The 23,435-nt window shown below is 61.3% G+C and carries 23 protein-coding genes, 2 tRNA genes and 1 pseudogene; 12 read left to right on the top strand and 14 right to left on the bottom strand.

What is annotated here, in order from left to right:
- Positions 1 to 32 precede the first annotated feature (32 nt).
- The 3 genes from ABFY71_RS07430 to ABFY71_RS07420 are packed head-to-tail and all read left to right on the top strand — an operon-like array spanning position 33 to position 2,840.
- Positions 33 to 1,022: a TRAP transporter substrate-binding protein gene (locus tag ABFY71_RS07430; RefSeq protein WP_347945382.1), complete on the top strand. Its 990-nt coding sequence runs from the start codon at positions 33 to 35 to the stop codon at positions 1,020 to 1,022.
- Positions 970 to 1,539 (top strand): TRAP transporter small permease, encoded by a 570-nt coding sequence (locus ABFY71_RS07425; protein ID WP_347945381.1) that lies wholly within the window; start codon positions 970 to 972, stop codon positions 1,537 to 1,539. Before ABFY71_RS07430 ends, ABFY71_RS07425 begins: the two co-directional genes overlap by 53 nt.
- Entirely contained in the window at positions 1,536 to 2,840 is a 1,305-nt protein-coding gene (locus ABFY71_RS07420) for a TRAP transporter large permease (protein WP_347945379.1), read from the top strand. Before ABFY71_RS07425 ends, ABFY71_RS07420 begins: the two co-directional genes overlap by 4 nt.
- 58 nt (positions 2,841 to 2,898) lie before the next feature.
- On the opposite strand, the gene ABFY71_RS07415 is transcribed toward ABFY71_RS07420, so the two are convergent.
- Positions 2,899 to 3,342, bottom strand: coding sequence for a MarR family winged helix-turn-helix transcriptional regulator (locus tag ABFY71_RS07415; RefSeq protein ID WP_347945378.1), 444 nt, complete (start codon positions 3,340 to 3,342; stop codon positions 2,899 to 2,901).
- A gap of 161 nt (positions 3,343 to 3,503) precedes the next feature.
- On the opposite strand from ABFY71_RS07415, the gene ABFY71_RS07410 reads away from it, so the two are divergent.
- Positions 3,504 to 5,417: an FAD-binding monooxygenase gene (locus tag ABFY71_RS07410; protein WP_347945377.1), complete on the top strand. Its 1,914-nt coding sequence runs from the start codon at positions 3,504 to 3,506 to the stop codon at positions 5,415 to 5,417.
- Here ABFY71_RS07410 and ABFY71_RS07405 read toward each other — a convergent pair.
- The 4 genes and pseudogenes from ABFY71_RS07405 to ABFY71_RS07390 all read right to left on the bottom strand — a co-directional run.
- Positions 5,414 to 5,578, bottom strand: a pseudogene (locus ABFY71_RS07405) (IS5/IS1182 family transposase); the annotation flags it as partial. The gene ABFY71_RS07410 and the pseudogene ABFY71_RS07405 overlap by 4 nt on opposite strands.
- Positions 5,579 to 5,736: 158 nt before the next feature.
- Positions 5,737 to 6,180, bottom strand: coding sequence for a hypothetical protein (locus tag ABFY71_RS07400; protein WP_347945376.1), 444 nt, complete (start codon positions 6,178 to 6,180; stop codon positions 5,737 to 5,739).
- Complete coding sequence (gene rlmB, locus ABFY71_RS07395) at positions 6,180 to 6,932, bottom strand: 23S rRNA (guanosine(2251)-2'-O)-methyltransferase RlmB (protein WP_305576619.1); 753 nt, start codon at positions 6,930 to 6,932, stop codon at positions 6,180 to 6,182. The genes ABFY71_RS07400 and rlmB overlap by 1 nt, the downstream gene beginning before the upstream one ends.
- 95 nt (positions 6,933 to 7,027) lie before the next feature.
- Positions 7,028 to 7,112: transfer RNA gene (locus ABFY71_RS07390), tRNA-Tyr, on the bottom strand.
- A gap of 267 nt (positions 7,113 to 7,379) precedes the next feature.
- On the opposite strand from ABFY71_RS07390, the gene ABFY71_RS07385 reads away from it, so the two are divergent.
- The 8 genes from ABFY71_RS07385 to ABFY71_RS07350 all read left to right on the top strand — a co-directional run bounded on the left by ABFY71_RS07385 (position 7,380) and on the right by ABFY71_RS07350 (position 14,022).
- On the top strand, positions 7,380 to 8,099 hold the full coding sequence (locus ABFY71_RS07385; protein ID WP_431021514.1) for a VWA domain-containing protein: 720 nt from the start codon (positions 7,380 to 7,382) through the stop codon (positions 8,097 to 8,099).
- The gene (locus tag ABFY71_RS07380; protein WP_347945374.1) at positions 8,096 to 8,794 is read left to right on the top strand and encodes a DnaJ domain-containing protein; all 699 of its coding nucleotides are present in this window, start codon (positions 8,096 to 8,098) and stop codon (positions 8,792 to 8,794) included. The genes ABFY71_RS07385 and ABFY71_RS07380 overlap by 4 nt, the downstream gene beginning before the upstream one ends.
- Before the next feature lie 81 nt (positions 8,795 to 8,875).
- Positions 8,876 to 8,949: transfer RNA gene (locus ABFY71_RS07375), tRNA-Gly, on the top strand.
- Between the two features lie 500 nt (positions 8,950 to 9,449).
- Complete coding sequence (locus ABFY71_RS07370) at positions 9,450 to 10,385, top strand: Bug family tripartite tricarboxylate transporter substrate binding protein (protein ID WP_347945372.1); 936 nt, start codon at positions 9,450 to 9,452, stop codon at positions 10,383 to 10,385.
- A 4-nt stretch (positions 10,386 to 10,389) separates the two neighbouring features.
- Positions 10,390 to 11,145 carry an alpha/beta fold hydrolase gene (locus tag ABFY71_RS07365; RefSeq protein ID WP_347945370.1) on the top strand — a complete coding sequence of 252 codons (756 nt, stop codon included), beginning with the start codon at positions 10,390 to 10,392 and terminating at the stop codon, positions 11,143 to 11,145.
- The gene (locus ABFY71_RS07360; RefSeq protein ID WP_347945369.1) at positions 11,142 to 11,609 is read left to right on the top strand and encodes a tripartite tricarboxylate transporter TctB family protein; all 468 of its coding nucleotides are present in this window, start codon (positions 11,142 to 11,144) and stop codon (positions 11,607 to 11,609) included. The genes ABFY71_RS07365 and ABFY71_RS07360 overlap by 4 nt, the downstream gene beginning before the upstream one ends.
- Before the next feature lie 9 nt (positions 11,610 to 11,618).
- Entirely contained in the window at positions 11,619 to 13,121 is a 1,503-nt protein-coding gene (locus ABFY71_RS07355) for a tripartite tricarboxylate transporter permease (protein WP_347945629.1), read from the top strand.
- A 142-nt stretch (positions 13,122 to 13,263) separates the two neighbouring features.
- Entirely contained in the window at positions 13,264 to 14,022 is a 759-nt protein-coding gene (locus ABFY71_RS07350; protein ID WP_347945368.1) for a GntR family transcriptional regulator, read from the top strand.
- Here ABFY71_RS07350 and ABFY71_RS07345 read toward each other — a convergent pair.
- From ABFY71_RS07345 to ABFY71_RS07305, 9 genes are all read right to left on the bottom strand, one after another.
- Complete coding sequence (locus tag ABFY71_RS07345) at positions 14,019 to 16,034, bottom strand: 3-hydroxyacyl-CoA dehydrogenase NAD-binding domain-containing protein (RefSeq protein ID WP_347945627.1); 2,016 nt, start codon at positions 16,032 to 16,034, stop codon at positions 14,019 to 14,021. The genes ABFY71_RS07350 and ABFY71_RS07345 overlap by 4 nt on opposite strands.
- Positions 16,034 to 16,798: an enoyl-CoA hydratase-related protein gene (locus ABFY71_RS07340; protein ID WP_347945367.1), complete on the bottom strand. Its 765-nt coding sequence runs from the start codon at positions 16,796 to 16,798 to the stop codon at positions 16,034 to 16,036. Before ABFY71_RS07340 ends, ABFY71_RS07345 begins: the two co-directional genes overlap by 1 nt.
- 11 nt (positions 16,799 to 16,809) lie before the next feature.
- Positions 16,810 to 17,703, bottom strand: a complete 894-nt coding sequence (locus ABFY71_RS07335; protein WP_347945625.1) for an amidohydrolase family protein — start codon at positions 17,701 to 17,703, stop codon at positions 16,810 to 16,812.
- Positions 17,703 to 18,260 (bottom strand): carboxymuconolactone decarboxylase family protein, encoded by a 558-nt coding sequence (locus ABFY71_RS07330; protein WP_347945366.1) that lies wholly within the window; start codon positions 18,258 to 18,260, stop codon positions 17,703 to 17,705. Before ABFY71_RS07330 ends, ABFY71_RS07335 begins: the two co-directional genes overlap by 1 nt.
- Before the next feature lie 14 nt (positions 18,261 to 18,274).
- Positions 18,275 to 19,492, bottom strand: a complete 1,218-nt coding sequence (locus ABFY71_RS07325; RefSeq protein WP_347945365.1) for a CaiB/BaiF CoA transferase family protein — start codon at positions 19,490 to 19,492, stop codon at positions 18,275 to 18,277.
- Entirely contained in the window at positions 19,489 to 20,112 is a 624-nt protein-coding gene (locus ABFY71_RS07320) for a glutathione S-transferase family protein (RefSeq protein WP_347945363.1), read from the bottom strand. Before ABFY71_RS07320 ends, ABFY71_RS07325 begins: the two co-directional genes overlap by 4 nt.
- A gap of 400 nt (positions 20,113 to 20,512) precedes the next feature.
- On the bottom strand, positions 20,513 to 22,036 hold the full coding sequence (locus tag ABFY71_RS07315) for an amidohydrolase family protein (protein WP_347945362.1): 1,524 nt from the start codon (positions 22,034 to 22,036) through the stop codon (positions 20,513 to 20,515).
- Between the two features lie 120 nt (positions 22,037 to 22,156).
- Positions 22,157 to 22,522, bottom strand: coding sequence for a hypothetical protein (locus ABFY71_RS07310; RefSeq protein WP_305582669.1), 366 nt, complete (start codon positions 22,520 to 22,522; stop codon positions 22,157 to 22,159).
- Positions 22,519 to 23,391, bottom strand: a complete 873-nt coding sequence (locus ABFY71_RS07305) for a DODA-type extradiol aromatic ring-opening family dioxygenase (protein WP_347945361.1) — start codon at positions 23,389 to 23,391, stop codon at positions 22,519 to 22,521. The genes ABFY71_RS07310 and ABFY71_RS07305 overlap by 4 nt, the downstream gene beginning before the upstream one ends.
- Positions 23,392 to 23,435 lie beyond the last annotated feature (44 nt).

Genomic DNA, 23,435 nt, shown 5'->3' with positions numbered 1-23,435 from the left:
TAGCCAGTCAATTTACAAAGGGAGAAAACAACATGAATATCAAGAGCTTGACAGCGGTGTTAACGGCCGCACTGGCACTTGCGGCGTCGTCAGCGATGGCGCGTGAACTTAAACTGGCTGATTTCCAGCCGCCGACCCACTTCGTTCTGGAGCAGGCATACAAGCCTTTTGCTGACGCAATCGCCGAGAAGACTGGTGGTGAGGTGACCGTCAGCATCTTCATGGGTGGTGAACTTGGCCCAGGGCCAGCGGAGCAATACAACCGCGCCGTCGATGGGGTTGCCGACATCGTGTTCGGATTGCCCGGTTACACGGCGTCAAATTTCCCAAAAACCCTGTTGGCAGAGTTGCCCGGGGTCATCTCCGCAGAGACCGGAACGGCCCAGATGCTTGCCAATTTGGATAAGCTCTCGGATGAGTATCGCCGTGTTGTCTTGCTCGGGATCTGGAACAATGCACCTAATCTGCTGTTCATGGCTGAAAAGCCTGTCCATAGCCTCGAAGATCTCAAAGGGCTGAAGCTCAGGGTTCCCTCGCGCAATGCAGGGCTGGTCGTGGAAGCTTGGGGTGCAACACCCGTTTCGATGCCGGCGACTGAAATCTACAATTCCATGCAAACTGGGGTGATTGATGGGGCCATGATCGACGCGACAGCCCTAAGCGCGTTCCGACTGGCCGAAGTGACCAAATACGTCACCAGTGGCATGGAGACTACGATCTCCGACTTTTTCCTGGTCATGAACCGCGACAGTTTCGATGATCTGTCCGCTGAGCAGCAGAAAATTGTGCTTGAGGCTGGCGGTGAAGCAGCCATCAACGGCAATGCCGCCTGGCTCGCAGTTGCCGACAAGGCGATGGCAGATTTTGTCGCCACCGATGGCAAGGAACAGATCACGCTTTCGCCTGAGGAAGCAGCGCGATTTAACGAAGTCTCTGCGACTGTGGTGGAACAGGTAGTCTCCGAAGCAGATGCGAGCGGGCTGGATGCTCGGGCCTACGTCGAAGCCCTGCAGAATGATTGACCACGAGGCCGCAAACGCGCCACGCGGATTGGCCCATTCGACACCAGTCGAATGGGCGGTCCGCCTTCTTAACATACTCTCTTCAGCGGCGCTGGTGGTCCTGCTGGTAGCCACCTCCGTTGGCGTGATCATGCGATATGTTTTCGCGGCGCCCATTCTGGGCAGCAATGAGATTATCCAACTGGCCTCTATCGCTTTGGTGATGCTGGCAATGCCTGCCGCAGCGCAGCGGGGCGACCACATTCGCGTCGACGTGTTCGATGGCATTATTGGCCCCGTGGGACGGTTTCTCGGCGATCTCCTGTCGCGTGGCATTGCCATATATCTGCTCGGCCTGCTGGCCTTGCGTTCCTGGTCGAAGATGCAGGACGCGGCTGAATTTGGCGATGCCACCAATATGCTCGCTATTCCGCTGTGGCCGTTTTACGGGCTGCTCGTGCTCGGAGCGACGCTCTATGCAATTGTGCTGGCCCTTCAACTTGTTGATGTGCTGCTAACCGGGAGCGCCGAGAAGTGAGTGATTTCCTGATTGGACTCAGTGGCCTCGGCATCATGTTCATTCTCATGATCCTGAGAATGCCGGTGGGCATGGCCATGCTTGCTGTTGGATTTTTCGGCACCATGGTCCTGAACGGCAGCCGCTCCGCCAATGCGCTGCTGGTGACAGAGACGTTTTCGGCGACCTCGAATTATTCCCTGACCGTCGTGCCGCTTTTCATTTTGATGGGCAATATCGCTTCGGCGGCAGGCTTTAGTCGCCGCTTGTATGAGGCGGCCTTCGCCTGGGTGGGGCGGCTGCGCGGTGGGCTCGCCTCCGCATCGATTGTTGGCTGCGCGGCCTTCGCCGCGGTGAGCGGTTCGTCCGTAGCCACCGCAGTGACCATCGGCAAGGTGGCGCTTCCGGAGATGAAGCGCTTTGGCTATTCTGACGGACTGGCGACTGGTGCGATCGCAGCGGGGGGAACGCTGGGATTTCTGATCCCACCCTCGACGGGTTTTGTGATCTACGCCATTTTGACCGAACAGAGTATCGGCCAGCTCTTTATGGCCGGTGTGCTGCCGGGCCTGCTGTTGACGGTGCTCTTCATGGCCACAGTCACCCTTGTTACCTTGCGCAACCCGGCAGCGGGGCCACGGGGTGCTGAGGTGCCAATTCGCGAGCGTTTTGTGGCGCTCCTGCGCGCCTTGCCGTTGATCTTTGTTATCGTCACCTCAATTGGCGGTATCTATCTTGGGGTCTTCACGCCTGTTGAGGCCGCAGGAATCGGGGCCGCGTTGGTGATCGTCATGGCACTGTTGTCGGGCAAGCTCGACAGGGAATCAGTCGTCAGAGCTGTTTCTGACACCATACGCACAACCGCCATGCTCTACCTGATCATCATCGGGGCCAATTTGCTCAATCCATTTCTGGCCCTCACCCATTTGCCTGCCACTCTGGGCGAAGCGATGATGTCGACGGGGCTGGGCCCATACGGCGTGCTGCTGCTGATCGTGGTGGCCTATCTGGTGCTCGGTATGTTCATGGATGGGCTGGCGATGCTGGTGGTGACGATTCCGATCTTCTTCCCCATCATCATGTCACTGGGTTTTGACCCAATCTGGTTTGGCGTCATCGCCGTGATTGTCATTGAGATGGGCATGATTACGCCCCCGGTGGGGTTGAACGTCTTCGTGGTAAAAAGTGTGGCCGGCGACGTCCCCATGGCGACCATTTTCCGTGGTGTACTGCCGTTCTGGTTCGCAATGGCCGTCGGCCTGCTGTTGATTGTCATATTCCCGCAGATTGCTTTGCTCATCCCGCAAGCGATGTTCCGGTAAAGGCCCGCGAAATCATGGGGGCCATGGGGTGAATTCCCGGGGAAAGCTGGTGTCGACCTCAGCTTTCCCCGAGGGAGCCCGCAGACCTCACGGCCTTGGACGCCAAGGCAATGAACTGACGGTATTCATCATCATCAAGGCCGGGAAGGATTTCTTTCTGCAGGTCTTCGACGATCGGAAACAGGGCAGCAATGACGGCCTCGCCCTCCTCGGTAAGGGCCAGTTCCCGCGCCCGCTTGTCGCGCGTACTGATAACGCGCGTCACAAGTCCCTTCTGCTCCAGGCGGTCGGCTACGGCCCCAACAGTTGCGCGATCCTTGCTGATGGCCAGGGCGAGGCTTGCCTGGTCAATTTTGGGGTGGTGGCGGAGCGTGTCGAGCGCCGCAAACTGAACGGGCGTCAAATCGTACCCTGCCTCGAGAACGCGCTGCAAGAACACATGTGTCGACACCTGATGCAACCGTCGGATGAGGTGCCCCGGCATTCTGGAACTGATCGTCATGGAAGTTGAACTGTTCATTGGCCGGCCCCGGTGCTGCCTCGTGTGAGGCACAACTAGCAAAAAAATAGAACGTACACATACTTTTTTATTGACGAGTGCTCGACAGGGGTGCGTATAGTAAGTTCACTTATTAAATGTCCTGTTGATGTAAGGAATGGCTGATGCAGTTTCACCTCAATGGTTTTCAACCGGGTGATCCCGATGTCTTCGAGGCAGCCCCGGGACATGCGGAGCCTGGTGCCGGCCTTCCCGAAACAGTTGACGTACTGATCGTGGGATGCGGTCCCGCTGGCCTTACACTCGCCGCGCAGCTATCGGCGTTTCCCCATCTCACCACGGCCATTGTCGAGCAGAAGGCGGGCCCCATGGTAAAGGGGCAGGCGGATGGTATCTCGTGTCGCTCGATGGAGATGTTTCAGGCCTTCGGGATCGGCGAGAAGGTGATGCGCGAAGCCCACTGGGTCAACGAAACGACATTCTGGAACCCCAACCCTGACAATCCAACGGCAATTCACCGGACCGGCCGTATTCAGGACGTGGAGGAGGGGCTGTCGGAAATGCCTCACGTCATTCTCAATCAGGCCCGGGTACACGACCGTTATCTGGAAATCATGCGCAACTCTCCGTCGCGCCTCGAGCCGCATTATGCGCGAAAACTCGTCGGCCTGACGGTGGATGAGGACGGTGCGGCATACCCGGTCACAGTGACGCTGGAGCGTGTTGATTCAGAAAATGTGGGGCAGACCGAGACCGTCCGCGCTCGCTATGTTGTCGGGTGTGATGGTGCCCGAAGTGTGGTGCGCGGCGCCATCGGGCAGGAATTGCGTGGTGACCGCGCCAATCAGGCCTGGGGGGTGATGGACGTTTTGGCCGTGACTGATTTCCCAGACTATCGATTGAAGTCTCTGATCAAATCCGCCGATGAGGGCAATATCATTATCATCCCGCGCGAAGGGGGTAATCTGGTTCGTATCTATATCGAGATGGACAAACTCGTCGAGAACCAGCGCGTGTCGGTGAATACCGTGACCGTCGACAAGCTGATTGATGCGACCAACCGCGTGCTCAGCCCCTTCAGCATCGACGTCAAGGAAGTCGCCTGGTGGTCGATTTATGAAGTTGGACACAGCTTGGCGGACAAGTTCGATGATGTTCCTGCCGACAATATCGACACCCAAGCGCCCCGGGTCTTCATAGCCGGAGATGCGTGCCATACCCATAGCGCCAAGGCAGGCCAGGGCATGAACGTGTCGATGGGCGATACGTTCAATCTGGGCTGGAAACTCATTGCTGTTCTGGAGGGGCGCTCGCGGCCCGACATTTTGCACAGCTACGCGGCGGAACGACACAGGGTCGCCAAGGACCTGATTGATTTTGACCACGAATGGTCCAGGATCATCAGTGCACCGCCCGAGGCGGGATCATCGCTGGAAGAAACGCCAAAATTCCAAAGCTATTTCATTGAGCATGGGCGTTACACCGCTGGCCTGTCGGTCAAATACGAGCCTTCGGTCTTCACCGGGCAACCGCTCTGGCAGCACCTTGCGACGGGGTTTGAGATCGGATCGCGGTTCCACTCTGCGCCGGTGGTGCGCCTCGCTGACGCCAGGACCATGGAGCTTGGCCACACGGTGCAAGCCGACGCCCGCTGGCGCATCTTTGCCTTTTGCCCCGACGAGGATCCATCCGTGCAGGGGTCGGCAATCAATAAATTGTGCGACTTTCTCGCCAACGCGCCCAACTCCCCGGTACGAAGATACACGGGCGCGGATGCCGATATCGACTCAGTGATCGATACGCGCGCCATATTCCAGCAGGCGCATCGCACCTTGTCACTCCAAACCCTGCCGGCCTTCTTGTTGCCGCGCAGAGGCAAGCTGGGCCTGGTCGACTATGAGAAGATGTTCTGTCCTGATCTGAAAAACGGCCGGGATATTTTTGAGCTTCGCGGCATCGACCGGCAGAAGGGTTGCCTGCTGATTGTCAGACCTGATCAACATGTCGCGCAGATTCTGCCATTCGAGGCGCATGGGGAGCTCGCAAGCTTCTTCGACGGCTTCATGCTTCCGGCCTAGATGGCGGACTCATGAGCGCGCATTTCGATGCGGACTGAGGGCGAGCACGACGGCTGCGATCAGGTTCCGTGCGAGCTTGTCGTAGCGGGATGCGATGCGCCTGAAGTGTTTGAGTTGGTTGAGAAGCGCTCGATCAGGTTGCGCCGGCGGTAGAGTTCGGGGTCGACCGAACGCTGGTCCTTGCGGTCACGCTGGGCAGGGATGTGGACGCGACAGCCGGTGCTGGCGACCAGATCTAACAGATACTGCCAGTCATAGCAGCGGTTGGCCCTTGGGCTTGACCTTGGAAAATCCGTATCGCTCGCAACAGCCGCGTATTCTAGGCTTCTTCGTCATCCTCGACATCGGTCAGGTAGACCGACACTTCGATATCAATGCCACAGCCGGCAATGGCGGCCACGACATGGGCTGGCAGGCGGGTCGACATTGCCTCGCCATGCTCGGGATAGTCGAAGGCCAGATCGAGCACGGCCTTGCCGATGCGGCGATCGTCCAGCATGGCGGCAATGGCCCGGCCGGACTGTTCGGCCAGCTCCAGCAGGGCCCGCACCGGATTGGTCACCGGCACGTCCACCTGGGCATAAAAGCTGCCCTCGGCGTCCTCGGGCTCAAAGCGGCTGGTCAATTGCTTGAGGGCGCCATCGAGCTCAAGCTGCTGCTTGTCGGCGTCCGACAGGGCGCTCAGCGTGCCCTCCTGTGCGGGTGGCCGCAGGGTGACGCCTGACAGCCGCAACGCTATGGCAAAGGGAGCAAATGACGTCATCAGGCGCGTCCGGCAGTGGCCGCAAACAGCGCGATGGCGGCGGCATTGGAAACGTTCAGCGATTTGATGGGGCCGGGCATATCCAGCTTGACCACTTCGTCGCACAGCTCGCGGGTGCGCTGGCGCAGGCCCTTGCCCTCGGCACCCATCACGATGGCCATCGGCCGGTTATCGGTGCGTGGCTTGAGTTGAAGTTCTGACTCAGAATCAAAGCCGAGCACCAACATGCCGCGGCCTTTGAGTTTTTCGAGCGCGTCGCCAAGATTGCGCACCTCGATCATCGGCACCAGATCCAGTGCCCCGGAGGCCGATTTGGCCATCACGCCGGTTTCGCGTGGCGAGTGCCGGGCGGTGGTGATGACGGCGTCGGCGCCGAAGGCGCAGGCGGTGCGCAGAATCGCGCCGACATTATGCGGGTCGGTGATGTGATCGAGCACAACCACCAACTGCAGCGGGTGGATGTCGTCGAGCCCGAAACGGCTGACGGGATCAACCTCCAGCGCAGCGCCCTGATGCACGGCATCCTCGCCAAGCAGCCTGTCGAGTTCTTTGGGCGTGGTTTCCTTGACCGGAACCTTGCCGATTTCGCCTGATTCTTTCAGTCGGTTCAGCGCGTTGGGGGTGGCCAGCAGCACCTTCTTGATGCGGTTGGGATTGTCCAATGCGGCGCGCACGGTGTGCATGCCGTAAAGATAGACCGGGCCCTCATCGGGATTGTAGCGCGCCTTGGGCGGAAATTTATTGAAGCTCATGGCATTTGCCTAGCGCTTTTGCAGCATGCCAGCAAGCGGCGTGCTGACCGCTGACGGCAACTTGCAGGCTTTGTGCATGGATGGTGCGGGGCGGTTGGTGGAGGGGACTGGATTCGAACCAGTGTACGCTAAGCGGTCAGATTTACAGTCTGATGGATTTAACCACTCTCCCACCCCTCCACTACAACGTCGCTTGGGTAGGATGACGCTACGCCAAGGCGTGTCGTCGGGGCGGTTTATGGTGGTCTGATGACACAGTGTCAACTCCCGATCCACAAAGGTCGCAAAAAACCGGTTGGCGGCGCGTCTGGTGGGGACTACGCCCGATGAGGGCGAGGCGCGCGAACCTTTGCATCGACCCCTGGATAGGTCAGCAAGCTCGGTCACCTCTGCGTGCGCGGCGTCACCGGGCTTGCGGGCAGGCGGCCGGGGCCACATATTGAGGCCATGGTAGAAAAAGACGCTACAGTGCGAAACAAGTCGGGCGTGCCCGGGCAGGGCACGGTCAGCGCCGACGTCGCCGCCTTCACCAGGAAGGTCGGCGCGATGGCGCGCCCCATGGGGGCCCAGGATGGCCGGCTGCTGTTCGCGCTGGACGCCACGATGAGCCGTCAGCCGACCTGGGATCTGGCGGTTTCGCTGCAGGCCGAGATGTTCCGGGCCATTCCCAAGGATAGCGGGTTGCAGGTGCAATTACTGTATTTCCGGGGCTTTGGCGAATGTCGGGCATCGAAATGGGTGGTCGACGCCAATGCGCTGGCCAAGCTGATGACCGGCATTGCCTGCCAGGGCGGCAATACCCAGATTTCCAAGGTGTTTGCCCACGCGCGCACCGAACACGCCAAGCGCAGGATCAATGCAGTGGTCTATGTCGGCGACGCCATCGAGGAAAATATCGATGATTTGGCCGCCAAGGCCGGACAGCTCGGTCTGCTGGGGTGTCCGATGTTCGTGTTCCAGGAGGGGCGAGACACCAGGGTCGAGGCGGGGTTCCGTGAATTCGCGCGGCTGACCAAGGGCGCCTATGCCCGGTTCGACGCGTCGGCGCCGCAGGAGCTGGCAGCACTGCTCAAGGCCGTGGCGGCCTATGCCAGCGGCGGCAAAGACCTGCTGAAGCTGCAGGGCAGCGGCCAGGCGCAGGCGCTTCTGGCGCAGTTGCCCCATTGACCTATTTTTTTATCGGCGCGGCGGGACTGCTGGGGGCACTGGCGGCCTATCAATATCTGCGCAGGTTTGAGCGCCGCCAGTTGATGCTCGGCCTGCGCTGGGCGGTCGGTGGTGTTGCCGGGCTGATTGCCGTGCTGCTGTTGCTGGCGCGGCGCTTCGATATTGCCATATTTGTCGGCGCGGTGGCTTTTTCGGTGATCCGTAGCGGGCGGCTGGGACCGTTCTCCTTCGAGGACGCGACCCTGGACGGGGGCAATGCCTCCAAAGTCAAAAGCCGTTACTTCGCCATGGCGCTGGACCACGACACCGGCGCGGTGCAGGGCCGGGTGCTGGACGGCCAGTTCAAGGGCGCCGATCTGATCGATCTGGGCGAAGCAGATACGCGGGCACTGCTGGCCGAGGTGGATTGGGACCCCGACAGTCTCAGCCTGCTGGAGAGTTGGCTGGATGCCAATCGGAGCGGCTGGCGCGAGTATTTCGCTGAAACGGCGTCTGACGAGGCAGCGGGACCGAAAGCCCCCGCCGACGCGCTGGCGGAAGCCTATGAGGTGCTCGGCCTGCAGCCCGGCGCCACCACAGACGAGATTCGTGCAGCCCATCGAGAACTGATGAAGGGCGTTCATCCCGACCTCGGCGGCTCGAGCTATCTGGCTTCCAAGATCAATGAAGCGCGCGACCTGTTGCTCAAGCAGTAGCCAACCGCCCGTTGCTGCGCATCGGAGGGGTTGCGGGCGACGCGCTCTCAAGCTAATGGCTTGTCATCGGTCACCGACCGGGCGGGTATAGCTCAGTGGTAGAGCAGCAGCCTTCCAAGCTGAATATGCGGGTTCGATTCCCGCTACCCGCTCCATTTTCTCTGACATCATTCTAGCTACCAGCTTGAAAACGCTGCGTTTTCTGGCGGTTTTCCTGCCCGCCCTGGGGACAGTTGGGCAAGCTGAATGACCTCGACCACTATCTGAAACGTCGATGGGCATAGCTGGGTTTACTACCGGCGCGTGCCAACGGCGCTCTCGCCTCTCGCCTCATGTCGCCCTTCGCCCGACGGGCTCTTGGCACCCGCGACCTTGCGCTTGCCCGCCGATCCAATCGCTATTCTCGTCGAACATGTTCGCCCGCGAAACGCCGGCTGCGTTGTAGAGCGCGTCGAGCGCGGTCTCGGCAGCTTGTGCATCGGCGGTACGTCGTCGAGGCGTGGGCCACGGCTACCCAACCGATACCCCGAATTTTCTCCCAGAAGCGGCTAGACGCCTATCACGGAACCGCATATAGGTCATAAAAGTAGCTTATTATGTTTTAGCTGGGAGGAACAGCATGACTTTAAGGAAACTTGTCACTGTCGGAAGCTTTTTGGCGCTATCGGCGCTGATGACATCGAGTGTGATCCAGGCACAGGAATACCCGGACAAGCCCATCCGGCTGGTCGTGGCTTATCCTGCTGGCGGCACCGCTGACGCGGTCGCCCGAGTGCTGAGCGAGGCTCTCACCAAAACGACCGGTGCGACCATCGTCGTCGACAATCAGGGCGGTGCATCGGGCACCATCGGTGCGGGGCAGGTGGCTCGCGCAGAGGCCGATGGCTATACGTTGCTCCTCGGTGCAAACAGCATATTCTCCGTCGTGCCGCACCTGCGCGAACTCGACTTCGATCCCAATGCCGATCTGGTGCCGGTTGCAAAGATCGCGGACTCGACCCGCTTGCTGGCCGTACATCCCTCGGTGCCGGCTCAAAACATGAAGGAGTTCATCGCCTACGCCAAGGCCAATCCTGGCATGCTGAACTACTCCTCGTCAGGCAACGGATCGACCCCGCAGATCCTGACGGAAATCTTCAAGTCGGCAGCAGGCGTTGATGTCCAGCACATCCCCTATGGTGGGGCCGGCCCAGCGCTGAACGGACTGCTTTCGGGCACTGTGCAGATGATGATCGACACCGTGGTGATTTCGCAGGCGGAAAGCGGCGCCCTGCGCGGCCTCGCCGTCTTCGGCAATGCGCGCATTCCCGGACTGCCGGATGTCCCCACCATGGTCGAGGAAGGTTTCACCGAGCTGCGCAGTGCCGGTTGGACCGGTCTCTTTGCTCCCAAGGACACGCCAGCCGACATCATCGAGATGCTGAGCATTGAAATCAGCGGTCTTTATGGCGATCCGGCTTTCATTGAGCGGCTAAGTTCTGTTGGCGTGGATCCCGACTTCCTGGACCCACGCGCATTCGCAGATAGTCTCGCGGTTGATTTCGCGTACTTTGGCGACGTTATCAAATCTGCTGGCATTGCGGAAGAATAGCACTGTGTCCAACGTCACGACAGCGACGAAGCAGGGTCTATCCCTGCTTCTCGCACCCTCGCTTGGCCGGGGCGCCGAAGACTTCTCGGTCCTCGCCGCGAAACTGCGAATGCTCGGCCATACCGTCCTCACGCCCGAGCCCTTTGGCATGGACGTGAGCGACAACCTGGCAGACGCAACTCTCGAAACCCTTGGACAACACCTGCTTGACGCCGCGCCGCAGGATGGCAGTGGCCTGGTTGTCATCGGGCATGCATTCGGCAATTGGGTTGCCCGCATGGCAGCGGTATTGAGCCCCGAGCGCGTTGCGGCCGTTGTGCTGCTGGCCGCTGCTCGGCAGGTGATACCCACCGACATTAAGCCATCGATCGATGGCAGTTTTAATCCCGCGCTCGGCGATAGCGAGCGACTGCAGCACTTGCAGCACGCCTATTTCGCCCCGGGGAACGACGCTCGTGCGTGGCTCTCCGGCTGGCACCCGTCGATGGCCGCCGGACAACGGGCCGCCGCGGCCCGCAGTGACCGCTCGCACTGGTGGCACGCCGGTGGAGTGGTGCCAATCCTCGACGTCCAGGCCGCTGAGGACGCGATTGCCCCTGCGTCCGAGGCCATGGAACTGCGAACAGAACTTGGCGCCAGGGTGACAAATATCACCATCGAAAATGCGGGACACGCGCTCCTGCCTGAACAACCAGCTGAGGTTGCTGAGGCCATCGATGCCTTTGTCCGCCGGCTTGAATCGCGAAAGAACGTCTCATGAGCGCATGGAGCAAGTTGCAGGATAAGGACGTGCTGTCCGGTGCCATATTTGCCGGCGTAGGCGTGTGGTTCACCGCTCAGTCGCTCAACCTCTCGATGGGATCAGCCCGATCCATGGGACCGGGCTATCTGCCGACCGCATTGTCCCTGCTGCTGCTCGCCTTCGGCATCGCAATACTGGTGCGCGGCGTAATCCGGGGCGTTGGCCCGGTATCCAAAATCCCGCTGCGCGGGCTGGTCGCGGTCATCGCGGCGCTGCTGATCTTTGCCTTCTGTGTCCGCGGCGCCGGCCTCGTACCAACTGTTTTCGTCGTGGTGCTGGTGACCTGCCTTGGCAGTACGCGCGCGCAGCCGCTCCCAAGTGTTCTTCTCGCCGCCGGTGTCGCCATTTTCTGCTGGGCAGCATTCATATGGGGACTTGGCTTGCCACTCAGCATGATCGGCCCTTGGCTGGGAGGATATTGAGCCATGAGCATGGACCTTTTGAGCAACCTTTCGATCGGGCTCTCCGCCGCCTTTTCCCTCGACAACCTGTTCTACTGCTTTTCCGGTGTCCTGCTCGGCACCCTTATCGGCGTGCTGCCCGGTATCGGCACCGTGGCTACCATTGCCATGCTGCTGCCCATCACCTTCGGACTGCCGCCGGTCGGCTCGCTCATCATGCTGTCCGGCATCTATTACGGTGCGCAGTATGGCGGCTCGACCACCGCGATCCTGATCAACTTGCCGGGCGAAAGCTCCTCTGTGGTCACTGCCGTCGATGGCTACCAGATGGCGCGGAACGGCCGCGCTGGTGTGGCCTTGGCCACCGCGGCCATCGGCTCCTTTTTCGCCGGGACCGTAGCAACGATACTACTCGCATTGTTCGCGCCCCCGCTGGCCGCCGTCGCGCTGACATTCGGCCCGGCCGAATATACGTCCCTCATGGTGCTGGGGCTGATCGCCTCGATTGCTCTGGCGTCCGGATCGCTGCTCAAGGCCTTCGCGATGATGATCATCGGTCTGCTGCTGGGCTTGGGCGGTCAGGATATCTACACCGGCGCCCAGCGGTTTACCCTGGGCATGGTCGAACTGATCGACGGCGTCGAGTTCATTGCCATTGTGATGGGAATGTTCGGCATCGCCGAAGTGATCCGCAATCTGGAGGATGAAAGCACACGTTCGGTGCTGTCCACCAAGCTCAAGAACCTCTTTCCCAGCCGGGCGGACTTCCGCGAGATGTTCGCGCCAATCCTGCGGGGCACCGCGCTCGGGTCGCTGCTCGGCATTTTGCCGGGGGGCGGAGCGATGCTGTCGTCCTTTGCCGCCTATGCCCTCGAAAAGAAGCTGTCGCGGCACCCCGAGACCTTCGGCAAGGGCGCGCTGGCTGGCGTTGCGGGGCCGGAAAGCGCCAACAATGCCGGCGCACAGACGTCGTTCATTCCCATGCTGACCCTGGGTATCCCATCCAATCCCGTCATGGCGCTGATGATTGGTGCACTGATCATCCAGGGCATCACGCCCGGTCCAAATGTGGTGACCGAGCAGCCCGTGTTGTTTTGGGGGCTGATCGTCTCTATGTGGTTGGGCAACCTGATGCTGGTCGTGCTGAACCTGCCTCTGGTTGGCATATGGGTGAAGTTGCTCAGCGTGCCATATCACTTCCTGTTCCCTGTCATTGTCGTCTTCTGCTCGATCGGAGTGTTTAGCGTCAACAACGCCGCCTTCGATGTAATCTTGATGGCGGTCTTCGCGGCCATCGGCTACGTGCTGGTCAAGCTGGACTGCGAACCGGCGCCGCTGCTGCTCGGCTTTGTTGTGGGCCCCATGCTGGAAGAGAATATCCGGCGGGCCATGCTGGTGTCGCGCGGGGAGCCGGCCATTTTCATCGAGCGCCCGATCTCCGCCGGTCTGCTGGTGATCGCGATTGTCACCATCGCCGCAGTAACCCTGCCGGCGATCCGCAAGGGTCGCGAGCAAGCGTTCAAGGAAGAGTAGCCTCGGCTGATACGAGGCTGGAAATAGGGCGCGGTTGCGGCGCTGCCTACAGGCCACGCTGCAACCCTTAAAGTTCTAAAACCAGTCTATTGGTTGTAACCCATCTGCTGATCACCTAGATTGAGGGGGTCCAGACGCAACCATGAGCAGTTCAGTGCATATCAAGCCGACCTCTGGCACAGTCGATTTCGGTAAGAGCGCCGTTGCGCGCTACATCCAGTTGGCGACCCTGTTCAAGCGCCGCATCGAGTCCGGCCAGTGGGCTGTTGGAAGCCAAATCCCGACCGTTGATGAACTGGCCGTGGAATGCGGCGTGGCGCGGGCCACCATCCGCCAGGCTCTCGACCAGCTCGAAAATGAAAACCTGATCGAGCGCTTCAGGGCCAAGGGCACCTTCGTGCGCAGCCGTCCGCAGGAAGAACTCTGGTGCGCCGTGGCGACTGACTGGTCCGGCCTCTTGCGGCCAAGCCACGACGCCCGGATCGAGATCCTCAGCGACCAGCGGGACCGCCAGCTTCCCGGCCTTCCCTATATGATCGGCAAGACCGCGCCCCTCTATCGCCATCTCAACCGGCGGCACTGGCGCGAAGGATCGCCGTTCCTGCTCACCGAGCTCTATATCGATGAGCGCCTGTCCGATCGCATCACGCGCAATGACCTCGAAACCAAGACAGCCCTGCGGTTGGTCACGGACGTGCCCGGGGTCGAGATTGTCGATGCTCAGCAGACGCTCACCATCCGCAGCGCCGACATGGATATGGCGAAGGCGCTCGACATTGCCATCAATGCGCCTGTCGCCCTTGTCTATCGCCGCGCAGTCGACCAGACCGGCACGACCGTACTGGTCGCAGAGGGCGTCTACCGGGGCGACGTGGTTCGTTTCGACGTCAAATTGCGCTAGTCGGCGCGGCGAAAGCCGTGGCCCGTCGCAGCTTCCACCTGGCCCAGTGCTTTGGCGTACACGTCCGGATCCTGCCTTGAATGCCAGAACAATGGCCCGCCTTCCCAAGCCGGAAATCCATAGCCATGCACCAGGGCAACATCGACGTCCGCCGGCCGCTGTGCGACCCCGTCTTGCACCACGAGCTGCGCCTCGTTGACCATCGCCGCCAAAGCGCGTCTCTGGATTTCTGCCGCGTCAAAGGCCCGGGGCGGCCGCACGCTGGCACTGGCGCTGATAATGGCTGCCACTGCCGGATCGACAATGCGTCGTCCCTGCTCGTCATAGCGATACCAGCCCGCCCCAACCTTGCGGCCCAGCCGGCCCGCCTCGCATAACCGGTCGGCAATGGTGACATATCGCTGGCGTGGGTCGCGCGTCGCAGACAGCCGCTGACGCGTCCGCCACGCAATATCAAGTCCCGATAGATCGGCTACGGCGAAGGGGCCCATGGCAAAGCCGAACTCCACCAGAGCCGCATCCACCTCTTGGGGTGCAGCTCCCTCATCGACCATGAACTCGCATTGCTGCCGGTAGGCCGAAAAGATGCGGTTGCCGATAAAACCTTCGCCGAGGCCCGAGACAATCGCAATCTTGCCCATCTGCCGGGCAAGCTTGAGTCCGGTAACCAGCGCCTCGTCCGAGGTGAGCGGCGTGCGGACGACCTCAAGCAGTTTCATCACATTGGCAGGGCTGAAAAAATGGAGCCCGAGCACGGAGGCAGGGCGACCTGTCGCCCGGGCAATAGCCGCAATATCGAGATAGGACGTATTTGTGGCAAGGATTGCGTCGGGGCGCGCCACGGCATCCAGCCGCGCAAACAGGTTCTGCTTGACGGCAAGGTCCTCAAAGGCGGCTTCGATGATAACATCGCAATCGCCCAGGTCGGTCAGCTCAACACTGCCCCCAAGCGCTGCGCGCCGACTGGCGCTTTCCTTGGGATCAAGGCGTCCGCTCGCCACATCGGCCGCAAGCGTCTGCTCGACCCGCTCTATTCCCCGGGCCAGCGCCGGGTCGTCCTGCTCGACAAGACGCACGGCGAGCCCGGAATTGAGCAGGCACACCGCAATGCCAGCACCCATTGTGCCAGCGCCGACCACATTGACCCGCCGGACAGGTCCAGGCACGACGTCGCCCAGTCCATCGACCCGCCCCGCCTGGCGCTCGGCAAAGAACAGGTGGCGCAATGCTGCGGCGTCTTCGCCTCCACGCAACTCCTGGAACACCGCCCGCTCGCGATCGAGCATGGTTTGGAATGGCGCCGTGTCGGCGCTCCGCAGCAGGTCAATGGCAGCAAGAACGTTGGGACGCCGGCGGCCCCGGCGGATGGCCTTGTCGGCCGCCGCATCGATCGTGGTCGCGCTGGCCGCCTTCACAGGAGTCTCGCTGAGACGACGCTTGAAACCGCCGAGCGTTTTGGCGTGAGCGATAGCGGCGGTGAGCAGATCACCCTCGGCGATTGCGTCGACCAGCCCCAGTTCAAGCGCCTCGGGTCCCGGAACCCGCCTTCCGCTACAAACGAGCTCAATAGCGCGCGCAATATCGACCAGCCGCACCAGCCGCTGGGTACCGCCGGCACCCGGCACCATGCCCAGCTTGACCTCGGGCAGGCCCACCACCGCGCCACGCGTCGCGACCCTTGCATCGCAGCCCAGTGCCAGCTCAAAGCCCCCACCCAGGGCGGCACCATGAATGGCCGCAACTACAGGTATCGGCAGAGCCTCAATGGCGGCGATAACGGCGGGAAGTTGCGGGTCCTCCAGCGGTGCGCCGAATTCGCGAATGTCTGAGCCGGCCACGAACGTCTTGCCCGCGCCGATGATGACCGTTGCACGCGCCTTGCCGTGCGCCACTTCATCGAGCCTGGCGAGCAGGCCCTGCCGCACGGACAGGGAACCGGCATTGACCGGTGGATTGTCGATGACGATGACCGCGACGTCGCCGTCCATGCGCAGGTGCACTGGCCCGCCCATCACTGGCCGCTCCACACCGGCGCGCGCTTTTCGACAACGGCCCGTGTGGCCTCGCGCGCATCAGCAGTGTGCATCAGGCGTGTGCTGAACGTCTGCTCCAGCGCATAGCCCTCCTCGACCGGCAGGAACTCGGCACCATTCATGGACTGCTTGCCGAGGCGCAGGCCCAGCGGAGCCTTGCCGGCAATCAATTTCGCCAGTTCCATGGCACGTTCATGCAAGCTCTCGGCAGCAACGATCTCCTGCACCAAGCCAAAGCGATAGGCATCTTCCACGCCCAGCGGCAGTCCTGTGAACACCATGTGCCGCAATACACCCTGCGGCAGGTGACGGCCGAGATGGGCCGTCCCGCCACAACGCCCGACATTGATCTCGGGCAGGCTGAACCGCGCATTGGGACTGGCCAGACAAATATCGGCCACCGAGGCCAGAACGCATCCGGCCCCAAGGGCCGGTCCGTTGACCACAGCCACCACCGGAACTGCGCAATGGCGGACTGCCGCAAAGCAGCGGCGCACAATCGTCGCCCGCTCGTCGTCGTCATCTGCCGACGCCGCAAGGAACTCGTGCAGATCCAGCCCTGCGCAGAAGGCCTTGCTGCCCGCTGCGGCAAGCACGACGCAATGGACGTCGCTGCTATTGGCAAAGCTGTCGAACAGGTCCGCGATCTGGCCATAGAGCGCCATGGTCAGCGCGTTGACTGGTGGCCGGTCAATGGTCACCACCGCGACGCCATCGGCGATGTCGAGCTTGATGTCGGTCATGAATGGGCTCCTTAACTCAGGCGCGCGGGCTCAAAGCCGTAAAGCGCCCCAGGATTGTCGACGAGAATCTGGCGAATGAGCGCGTCGTCCTCGTTCGCCCATTGGGCAAAAAGATCGAGCAGATGCCCGACATCGGGGCGCGTCTCAACCAGCCGCACATGCGGCCAGTCCGATGCCCACAACAGCATGGCTGGATTGGCCCCCAGCAATGCATCATGGAAGGGTCGCGCATCGGGATAGTCTGGAAACTGCTGTGACGCGCGGCAGAGTGCCAGCTTGACCCAGATTTCATCGGCAGCAAGCGCGGCGAGAACAGTCTGGAACGCCGCGCCCTTGACGCCCTCTTCCATATCGAAACGGGCCATGTGTTCGAGCACTATGGGAAAGCCCAATCGCCCCAGTTCCTGCCGGTGCGCCGCAAAAGTCGCGGCATCGCACCAGAGCTGAGCGTGTAGCCCCACTTCGGCCATCGCCGGTGCGAGCGCCCACAAATCGTCGAGACCTGCTGCACCGGCAAAACGCGTCCGCCCCTCGGGCAATTGCAGGTGGACGAAACGCAGGCCCACCACGCCAGCCTCCCGCAAATCCAACAATTGAGCGCGGCTTGCCCCCGCAAATGCCGTACCGATCCCGCGCAGCATGTCTGGCGCCTCGGTAATGGCATCCGTCATGGCGCGGCAATTGTCCCCATAAGGCGCCGGCTGCACCAGAACAGCGCGCGACAGTCCTGTTTCCGCCAGCATCTGCCGGTGTTTGCCCGCATCGGCATCGGGCAAGGGATATCCCGATGTTGCGGCGACAGGATAGTCCTCTGCCGAACCAAACACATGCGTGTGGCAGTCGCAGGCGCTGGCAGGCAGCGCCCGTTTCGGCGCCCGGCTCGGTGGCACGGCAAGCCGCTCCATCACGCCCTTGCCTCGAGCGGTGGCGCAACGCCGTCCGGCAGGGGCAGTTCATGCGCGTTCAGCGTCATGGCGACCATGGAGTAATAGCCGATGATGGCCGTCAGTTCGATAACGCCCACCACGCCCCAACGCGCGAGAACCAATTGGTATGTGGGCTCGGACACGAACCGGTCGCGCAGCAGTTCAGCCCCGAAATCGTGGGCGGCTGCAGTGTCGGCATCCATCTCCGCCGGTCGCTCGCCCAGCTGTACCGCCGCCATGATGGGCGCCTCGAGCCCGGCCTTTATCGCGTCGCGCTCGTGCAGATGCCATTCCACCTGGCAATCCCAGTGGCGTGCCGTCACCAAAATCGCCAGCTCGCTCAGCCGGCTCGGCAGGCTGGTGCGGTAGCGCAGCAATTCGCCGAACTGCTGCCACTTGTCGGCCAGTTCGGGCCGGTGGATGGCGGCGCGCAAGGGGCCGACCAGCATTCCCCGCGGGCCCGACACGACAGCATCGTGAATGCGTCGCTGCTCTGAATTCATCTGCTCAGGCGAGAGGATTGGAATACGCGGCATAGGCGCTGCTCCGGTCAAGAGTGAGGGGAGCCACCGGCAACGGTTGGCGCTTGGATCGAAAATTCGGCAAGGATTTCTTCGGTATGCTCGCCCAGCAGGGGCGGGGGCCTGTCACGACGCAATTGCGCATTGCGGAACCGCATCGGGCTGGCGATGAGATCGATCTCTCCGGCCAGCGGATGATCCATATGCATCTTCATGCCCCGATGCTGCACCTGGGCGTCTTCGAGCACGGCGGGTATCGTATTGATCGGCCCGCATGGCACGCCGGCTGCATCAAGGCGCGCCAGCCATTCGGCCATGTCGGATTCGGAAAACGCCGCGCGGATGATGTCGCCCAGAATGATGCGGTGGCGCACGCGATCGGCATTGGCGGCAAAGCGCGCATCGCTCGCAAGTTCGGGCTGTCCGATGACCTCGCAGAATTTGGCGAACTGTCCGTCATTGCCAACAACCAGCACCAGGTGGCCATCGCGACAGGGGAACACGTCCTGCGGCTGGATATTGGGGTGTGCATTGCCTGCCCGCTGGGGCGGCTTGCCCGAAACGAGATAGTTCATCGCCTGATTGGCGAGAAAGCCCACCTGCACGTCCAGCATGGCGATATCGACATGGTCACCCGCTCCGGTAACGCTGCGATGGGCAAGCGCACCCAGCGTGGCGATAGCGGCATACATGCCCGTCATGATGTCAACGATAGGCACGCCAACTTTTTCCGGCCCGCCTCCAGGCGCGCCGTCCGGTTCACCCGTGACGCTCATCAGTCCGCCCATGGCCTGGATCATGAAGTCATATGCTGGCTGGTCGCGGCGTGGCCCGGTCTGGCCGAACCCGGTCACTGAGCAATAGATGATATCGGACTTGATCGCCTTCAGGTCCTCATAGCCCAGACCGTAGCGGTCCAGGGTATCAACCTTGAAATTCTCTATGACGATATCGCTGTGCTGGACGAGTTCGCGCACGATGCGCTGCCCCTCGGCCGTTGCGATGTCGAGGGTGATAGAGCGCTTGCCACGGTTGACGGCGAGGAAATATCCGGCCTCGGTTGTGTCATTGCCTTGCTGGTCCTTGAGGAACGGGGGGCCCCAGCTGCGGGTGTCGTCGCCGCGGCCCTGCCGCTCGACCTTGATGACGTCGGCACCCAGATCGGCAAATATCTGGCTGGCCCAGGGGCCGGCCATGATGCGGCTGAGGTCGAGAACCCGGATATGGGAGAGCGGAGATTGACTCATGCCACACTCTCGTCGCCGGGAGTTGTCGCAATCACGGAGGGGCGGAACTCGAACTCGGCATGCCACGAGGCAAGTGCCGGGTGGCCGCGGCGCCAATCACGATCACTGAAACGAAAATCGAGATAACTCAGAGCACAGCCGATGGCGATGTGCCCGATACTGAAAGCGCTATCGCCCAAGGCCGGCGCTTCCGCCTCAAGCACGGCAAGGGAGGCGGCCACCTTTTGCTCAAAGCCCGCCAGATAGGTCGGCGATGGAGCGCCATCTGGCCGCGCCACCTCGTTTCGCATCAGAAGCAGAACGTCAAGCACCCCGTCGCCCAGCGCTTGACGACGCAGGGCGGTGATCCAGTCTCTCGCGTCTGAAGGATGCAGGCGTGGACCATCATGCAGCCGGTCCAGATACGCGCAAATGACAGTTGAATCAAAGATCGGCCCCAGGTCGTCGGTCAGGAGAACCGGGATCTTCCCGAGGGGATTGTGCCGCACAATTTCAGGATTGACCTTTGACATGGAGGCTACGGCGCGAACATTTCGCACTCGATCCACCAGCCCTGTTTCATGCAGAAGGATCGTAACCTTGCGGACAAAGGGTGATCTTGGAGACCATAGAAGTTCCACGCGCGCTATCACCAGACATATAAAACTAAAAAACCAGTTCTATAACCTTTAGTCAGTCCGCTTTCGGTAGTCAAGCTGCCACTGCGGTGGGCAGCCCTTCAATTAGGGGTTGTGATCTCGCTCCTGAAAGCGGACTTGTCATGCCTGTCTTGGATTTAAGGAATGCCACCAGGCTGGCTAGGGCGGCATAAGGATTTCATAAAGTAGAGCTGATGCTGTGCCGTTGACTGTAAGTTCCTTTCGTCACCGGCAAATACGCGAACCAGACGTATCCTCGCCTGTGCCAGCACCAGATCGTATGCGTGACGCTTCTTCGCCAACGGCGCCTATACGTGCTGACCGATGGCGGGCCAGCATTTGCCCGCCATCCTGCGATGGCAGGCAAATGCCAGTGGGTGCTTTATCCCGGCTCGCCGAACAGGTCGACGGCGACGCCGGCTTGCGCGAAGATATAGTCGCGGCTGGCTTCGAGTTCGGTGCGCAGGCGGTCAATGTCGAAGCCGATGAGCTGGCCCTGCCACTTCTTGACTTGCCCGTCGACGATCACGGTGTCGACATTGCTCCGCTCCATCAGCGTCACCACGGCGCCGGCGACATTGTTGAGCGGCGCCACATTGATTGCCCGCGCATCGAGCAGCACGATATCGGCGGCCTTGCCGGGTGTCAGGCTGCCCGTCACCTTGCCCAGCTTGAGGCCCTCAGCCCCGGCAATGGTGGCGTGACGAATGGCATCCATGGGCTGCATCAGCGTCGGAAAATCCGCCACGCCCTCCAGCGCCGCGGCATTGGCGAACATGCGTTGCAGGGTGATCAGGCCGCGCATCTGGGTGAACATATCCGCCGTCATGGTGCATTCGACGTCTGAAGACAGCGAGAGGCCCATGCCCGAGTCGATCGCCTGCTGGATCGGCGGGGTGCCGTGGCGCATGTGCATTTCGATCGGCACGGCCATCGAGATGTGCGCGCCGGCGTCCGCAGCATATTTCCAGCCATTGTCGGACATGCCGGTCATGTGGATGAAAATGTTGTCGTCGCTGAACAGGCCGGCGGCGCCCAGTTCATCAAAGGTCGGCTGCATGCCGAAGGTGCCAACGACATGGAGCGCAATCGGCAGGCCCAGGTCGCGGCCGACTTCCCAGGCCTTTTCGTAGCCGGGCAGGTAAATTTCCCCGCCCATGATCATGGTGGTGAGCTGGTCGTTTGAGGAGAAATACTGTTCCTTGATACGCCGCGCGTCATCGGGATAGCGCGCACCCTCGCCCCAGCCTTCGAAATACCCGAACACGCCGCGCCGCCCCGCATCGCGCAGCCCTTCAATGGCCGCGTCCGAGTGCTCGGGACTATGATGGATCTGGCTGACATCCATCACCGTGGTCACCCCCGCATCAAGCTGAGAAATGCCGCCGAACAGCTCATTGATGTAGACATCCTGCGGGCGGTAAACCAGGGAGAACTTCTGCAGCACGGTATCGTAGTAATTGGCAGCATTCACCGCGCGCCCGTCATTGATCAGAATGCCGTGCGCCAGCTGGCTGCGCAGCGCCGTCTCGAACTGATGGTGGTGTGTATCGATGAACCCGGGCATGACGATCTTGCCGGTTGCATCGATGATGGCGGCGTCGCCCGCATCAATATTGGCAGCAACCGCGACGATGCGACCATTCTCGATCAGTACATCGCCAACGGGAAAGTTGCCGACCTCGTCGTCAACGGAAAGCACGATACCGCCCTTGATCAGCGTCTTGCGCCCCTGTTCGCCGATCCCCTCGGGCAGCGTGGACAGCGCGGTCTGTTGCGCTGCCACACTACTGGTCAGCAGGACACTGGCCGCCAGCGCGACGCCGCCGACCGCCGTTGCGGTGAGCAGGTCGCGTCGTGTTGGACACGCCAGTTCCGGCTTGTTTGAGTCACAAAGTCTGCACATGGTTTCCTCCCTGTATGCGCATCGTCTCGATTGTTGTCAGGGGCCGAAGGCTCCTCCCTTCGGCCCCTGTTGGTTCAGGCGGGGCTCACCGTCTGCGCGGTGATGCCGGTCAGGCTGGCGTCAGCATTCAACGCCCGGATAGTCCTTGCCCGTCCAGTGGCCGACCTTCTTGGCAAACTCGCGCTGAAAGGCGAGTGGGCCGTTTTCCTTCATGAAGGGCTCGTCATAGATGCCGATGAACAGCGTCAGGTTGAGGAAGAAATGCGCGCCCATTTCGAACAGCGCGACAAAGTCATGCTCCACCAGCGCCTTGCGCTCGGCATCAGTCAGGCTGTGGACGGTGGACAGTTCGACCTCGTTCAGGCGCGGGCCGATCGACTGCTCCCAGGTGGCGACGAAGTTCTTGGGGTCTTCGGCGTAGCGCCGGAGATAGTCCGGGTTGCGATCGACCTGATAGAGGAATTTGTTGACGTAGTATTTGCTCATGCGGCCTGCTCCTCTGCGCCAGTTCTGGGGTACCAGGTCACGTAGGCTTCCATGGTGTGGAAGAGATCGAGATAATCGACATAGTCGGCAGCCTGCGGCCCGGCGACGCCCATCATCAGGATGAAATTGAGGAAGCCATGGGTCGCGTTGCCGCTCTTGGCCATGCTCTGATGGGTTACATTGGCCAAGATGGCGTCGATGTCGCCGCTGCGAAACCACTCGAGGGCCTGGCGGTCGAACACCGGGTCGGGACCGGTTTCCATGAACTGACGGGGGCCGCCCAGCTCAAGCGAGAGATGGCCCGTGCCGATGGCCGCGACACGTTTGTCAGACGGAAAGGCGTTGATCGCTTTGCGGATCGCTCGGCCAAGGTCGTAAAAGCGGCGCGGCGAGGGCAGGGGCGGCGCGAAGATGTTGGTGTAGATCGGCACCACGGGCAGATCATTGTCCGGCCGGACGGTAATGATCGGACAGATGATCGAGTGATCGATCTTCAGTTCATTGGAAAATGCCAGGTCGAAACCCTGGTCCATCAGATCGCGGTGCATGAAGCGGGACATTTCCATATCCCCCTCCAGCACATATTTGGGAATGCCGAATTCGCGCTCTTCATTGCCGAATGTCGCGTCATAGCGCTCGGCCTTGCCGATCAGAAACTGCGGGCAATTATCGAGGAAGATCTGGTGGAAGTGATCCGAGCCGATCATCACGAGAATGTCAGGCTTGGCCTTGCTCAGCGTCTCGCGATAGGCTTCGACCTTGCGCTTCCACTCCGGCGCCTGCGGAATTTGCTGTTCTGGCGGCGCTGTCGTGGCGCGCAGATAAAACGGGTGATGGGTCGATGCCAGTGTGGCAACAAGTTCAGCCAATGCGTCCTCCTCAGATATGGTTTTGCCTGCCACCAGTGATGCAG

Source organism: Devosia alba (assembly GCF_039938915.1).
In the GTDB taxonomy this organism is placed as follows: Bacteria; Pseudomonadota; Alphaproteobacteria; order Rhizobiales; family Devosiaceae; genus Devosia; species Devosia alba.
Note: the sequence above shows the minus strand (reverse complement) of the source record. Positions and strands in the feature narration are given on the sequence as shown.

Bases quoted from the DNA above. Each gene is read 5' to 3' on its own strand.
- ABFY71_RS07325 (WP_347945365.1), bottom strand. From the start codon at position 19,492: ATGAGTCAATCTCCGCTCTCCCATATCCGGGTTCTCGACCTCAGCCGC.
- ABFY71_RS07330 (WP_347945366.1), bottom strand. From the start codon at position 18,260: ATGCCGCGTATTCCAATCCTCTCGCCTGAGCAGATGAATTCAGAGCAG.
- rlmB (WP_305576619.1), bottom strand. From the start codon at position 6,932: ATGAGCTTCAATAAATTTCCGCCCAAGGCGCGCTACAATCCCGATGAG.
- ABFY71_RS07430 (WP_347945382.1), top strand. From the start codon at position 33: ATGAATATCAAGAGCTTGACAGCGGTGTTAACGGCCGCACTGGCACTT.
- ABFY71_RS07345 (WP_347945627.1), bottom strand. From the start codon at position 16,034: ATGGGCGGGCCAGTGCACCTGCGCATGGACGGCGACGTCGCGGTCATC.
- ABFY71_RS07335 (WP_347945625.1), bottom strand. From the start codon at position 17,703: ATGGAGCGGCTTGCCGTGCCACCGAGCCGGGCGCCGAAACGGGCGCTG.
- ABFY71_RS07360 (WP_347945369.1), top strand. From the start codon at position 11,142: ATGAGCGCATGGAGCAAGTTGCAGGATAAGGACGTGCTGTCCGGTGCC.
- ABFY71_RS07385 (WP_431021514.1), top strand. From the start codon at position 7,380: ATGGTAGAAAAAGACGCTACAGTGCGAAACAAGTCGGGCGTGCCCGGG.
- ABFY71_RS07350 (WP_347945368.1), top strand. From the start codon at position 13,264: ATGAGCAGTTCAGTGCATATCAAGCCGACCTCTGGCACAGTCGATTTC.
- ABFY71_RS07340 (WP_347945367.1), bottom strand. From the start codon at position 16,798: ATGACCGACATCAAGCTCGACATCGCCGATGGCGTCGCGGTGGTGACC.
- ABFY71_RS07415 (WP_347945378.1), bottom strand. From the start codon at position 3,342: ATGACGATCAGTTCCAGAATGCCGGGGCACCTCATCCGACGGTTGCAT.
- ABFY71_RS07400 (WP_347945376.1), bottom strand. From the start codon at position 6,180: ATGACGTCATTTGCTCCCTTTGCCATAGCGTTGCGGCTGTCAGGCGTC.
- ABFY71_RS07310 (WP_305582669.1), bottom strand. From the start codon at position 22,522: ATGAGCAAATACTACGTCAACAAATTCCTCTATCAGGTCGATCGCAAC.
- ABFY71_RS07425 (WP_347945381.1), top strand. From the start codon at position 970: ATGCGAGCGGGCTGGATGCTCGGGCCTACGTCGAAGCCCTGCAGAATG.
- ABFY71_RS07315 (WP_347945362.1), bottom strand. From the start codon at position 22,036: ATGTGCAGACTTTGTGACTCAAACAAGCCGGAACTGGCGTGTCCAACA.
- ABFY71_RS07355 (WP_347945629.1), top strand. From the start codon at position 11,619: ATGGACCTTTTGAGCAACCTTTCGATCGGGCTCTCCGCCGCCTTTTCC.
- ABFY71_RS07410 (WP_347945377.1), top strand. From the start codon at position 3,504: ATGCAGTTTCACCTCAATGGTTTTCAACCGGGTGATCCCGATGTCTTC.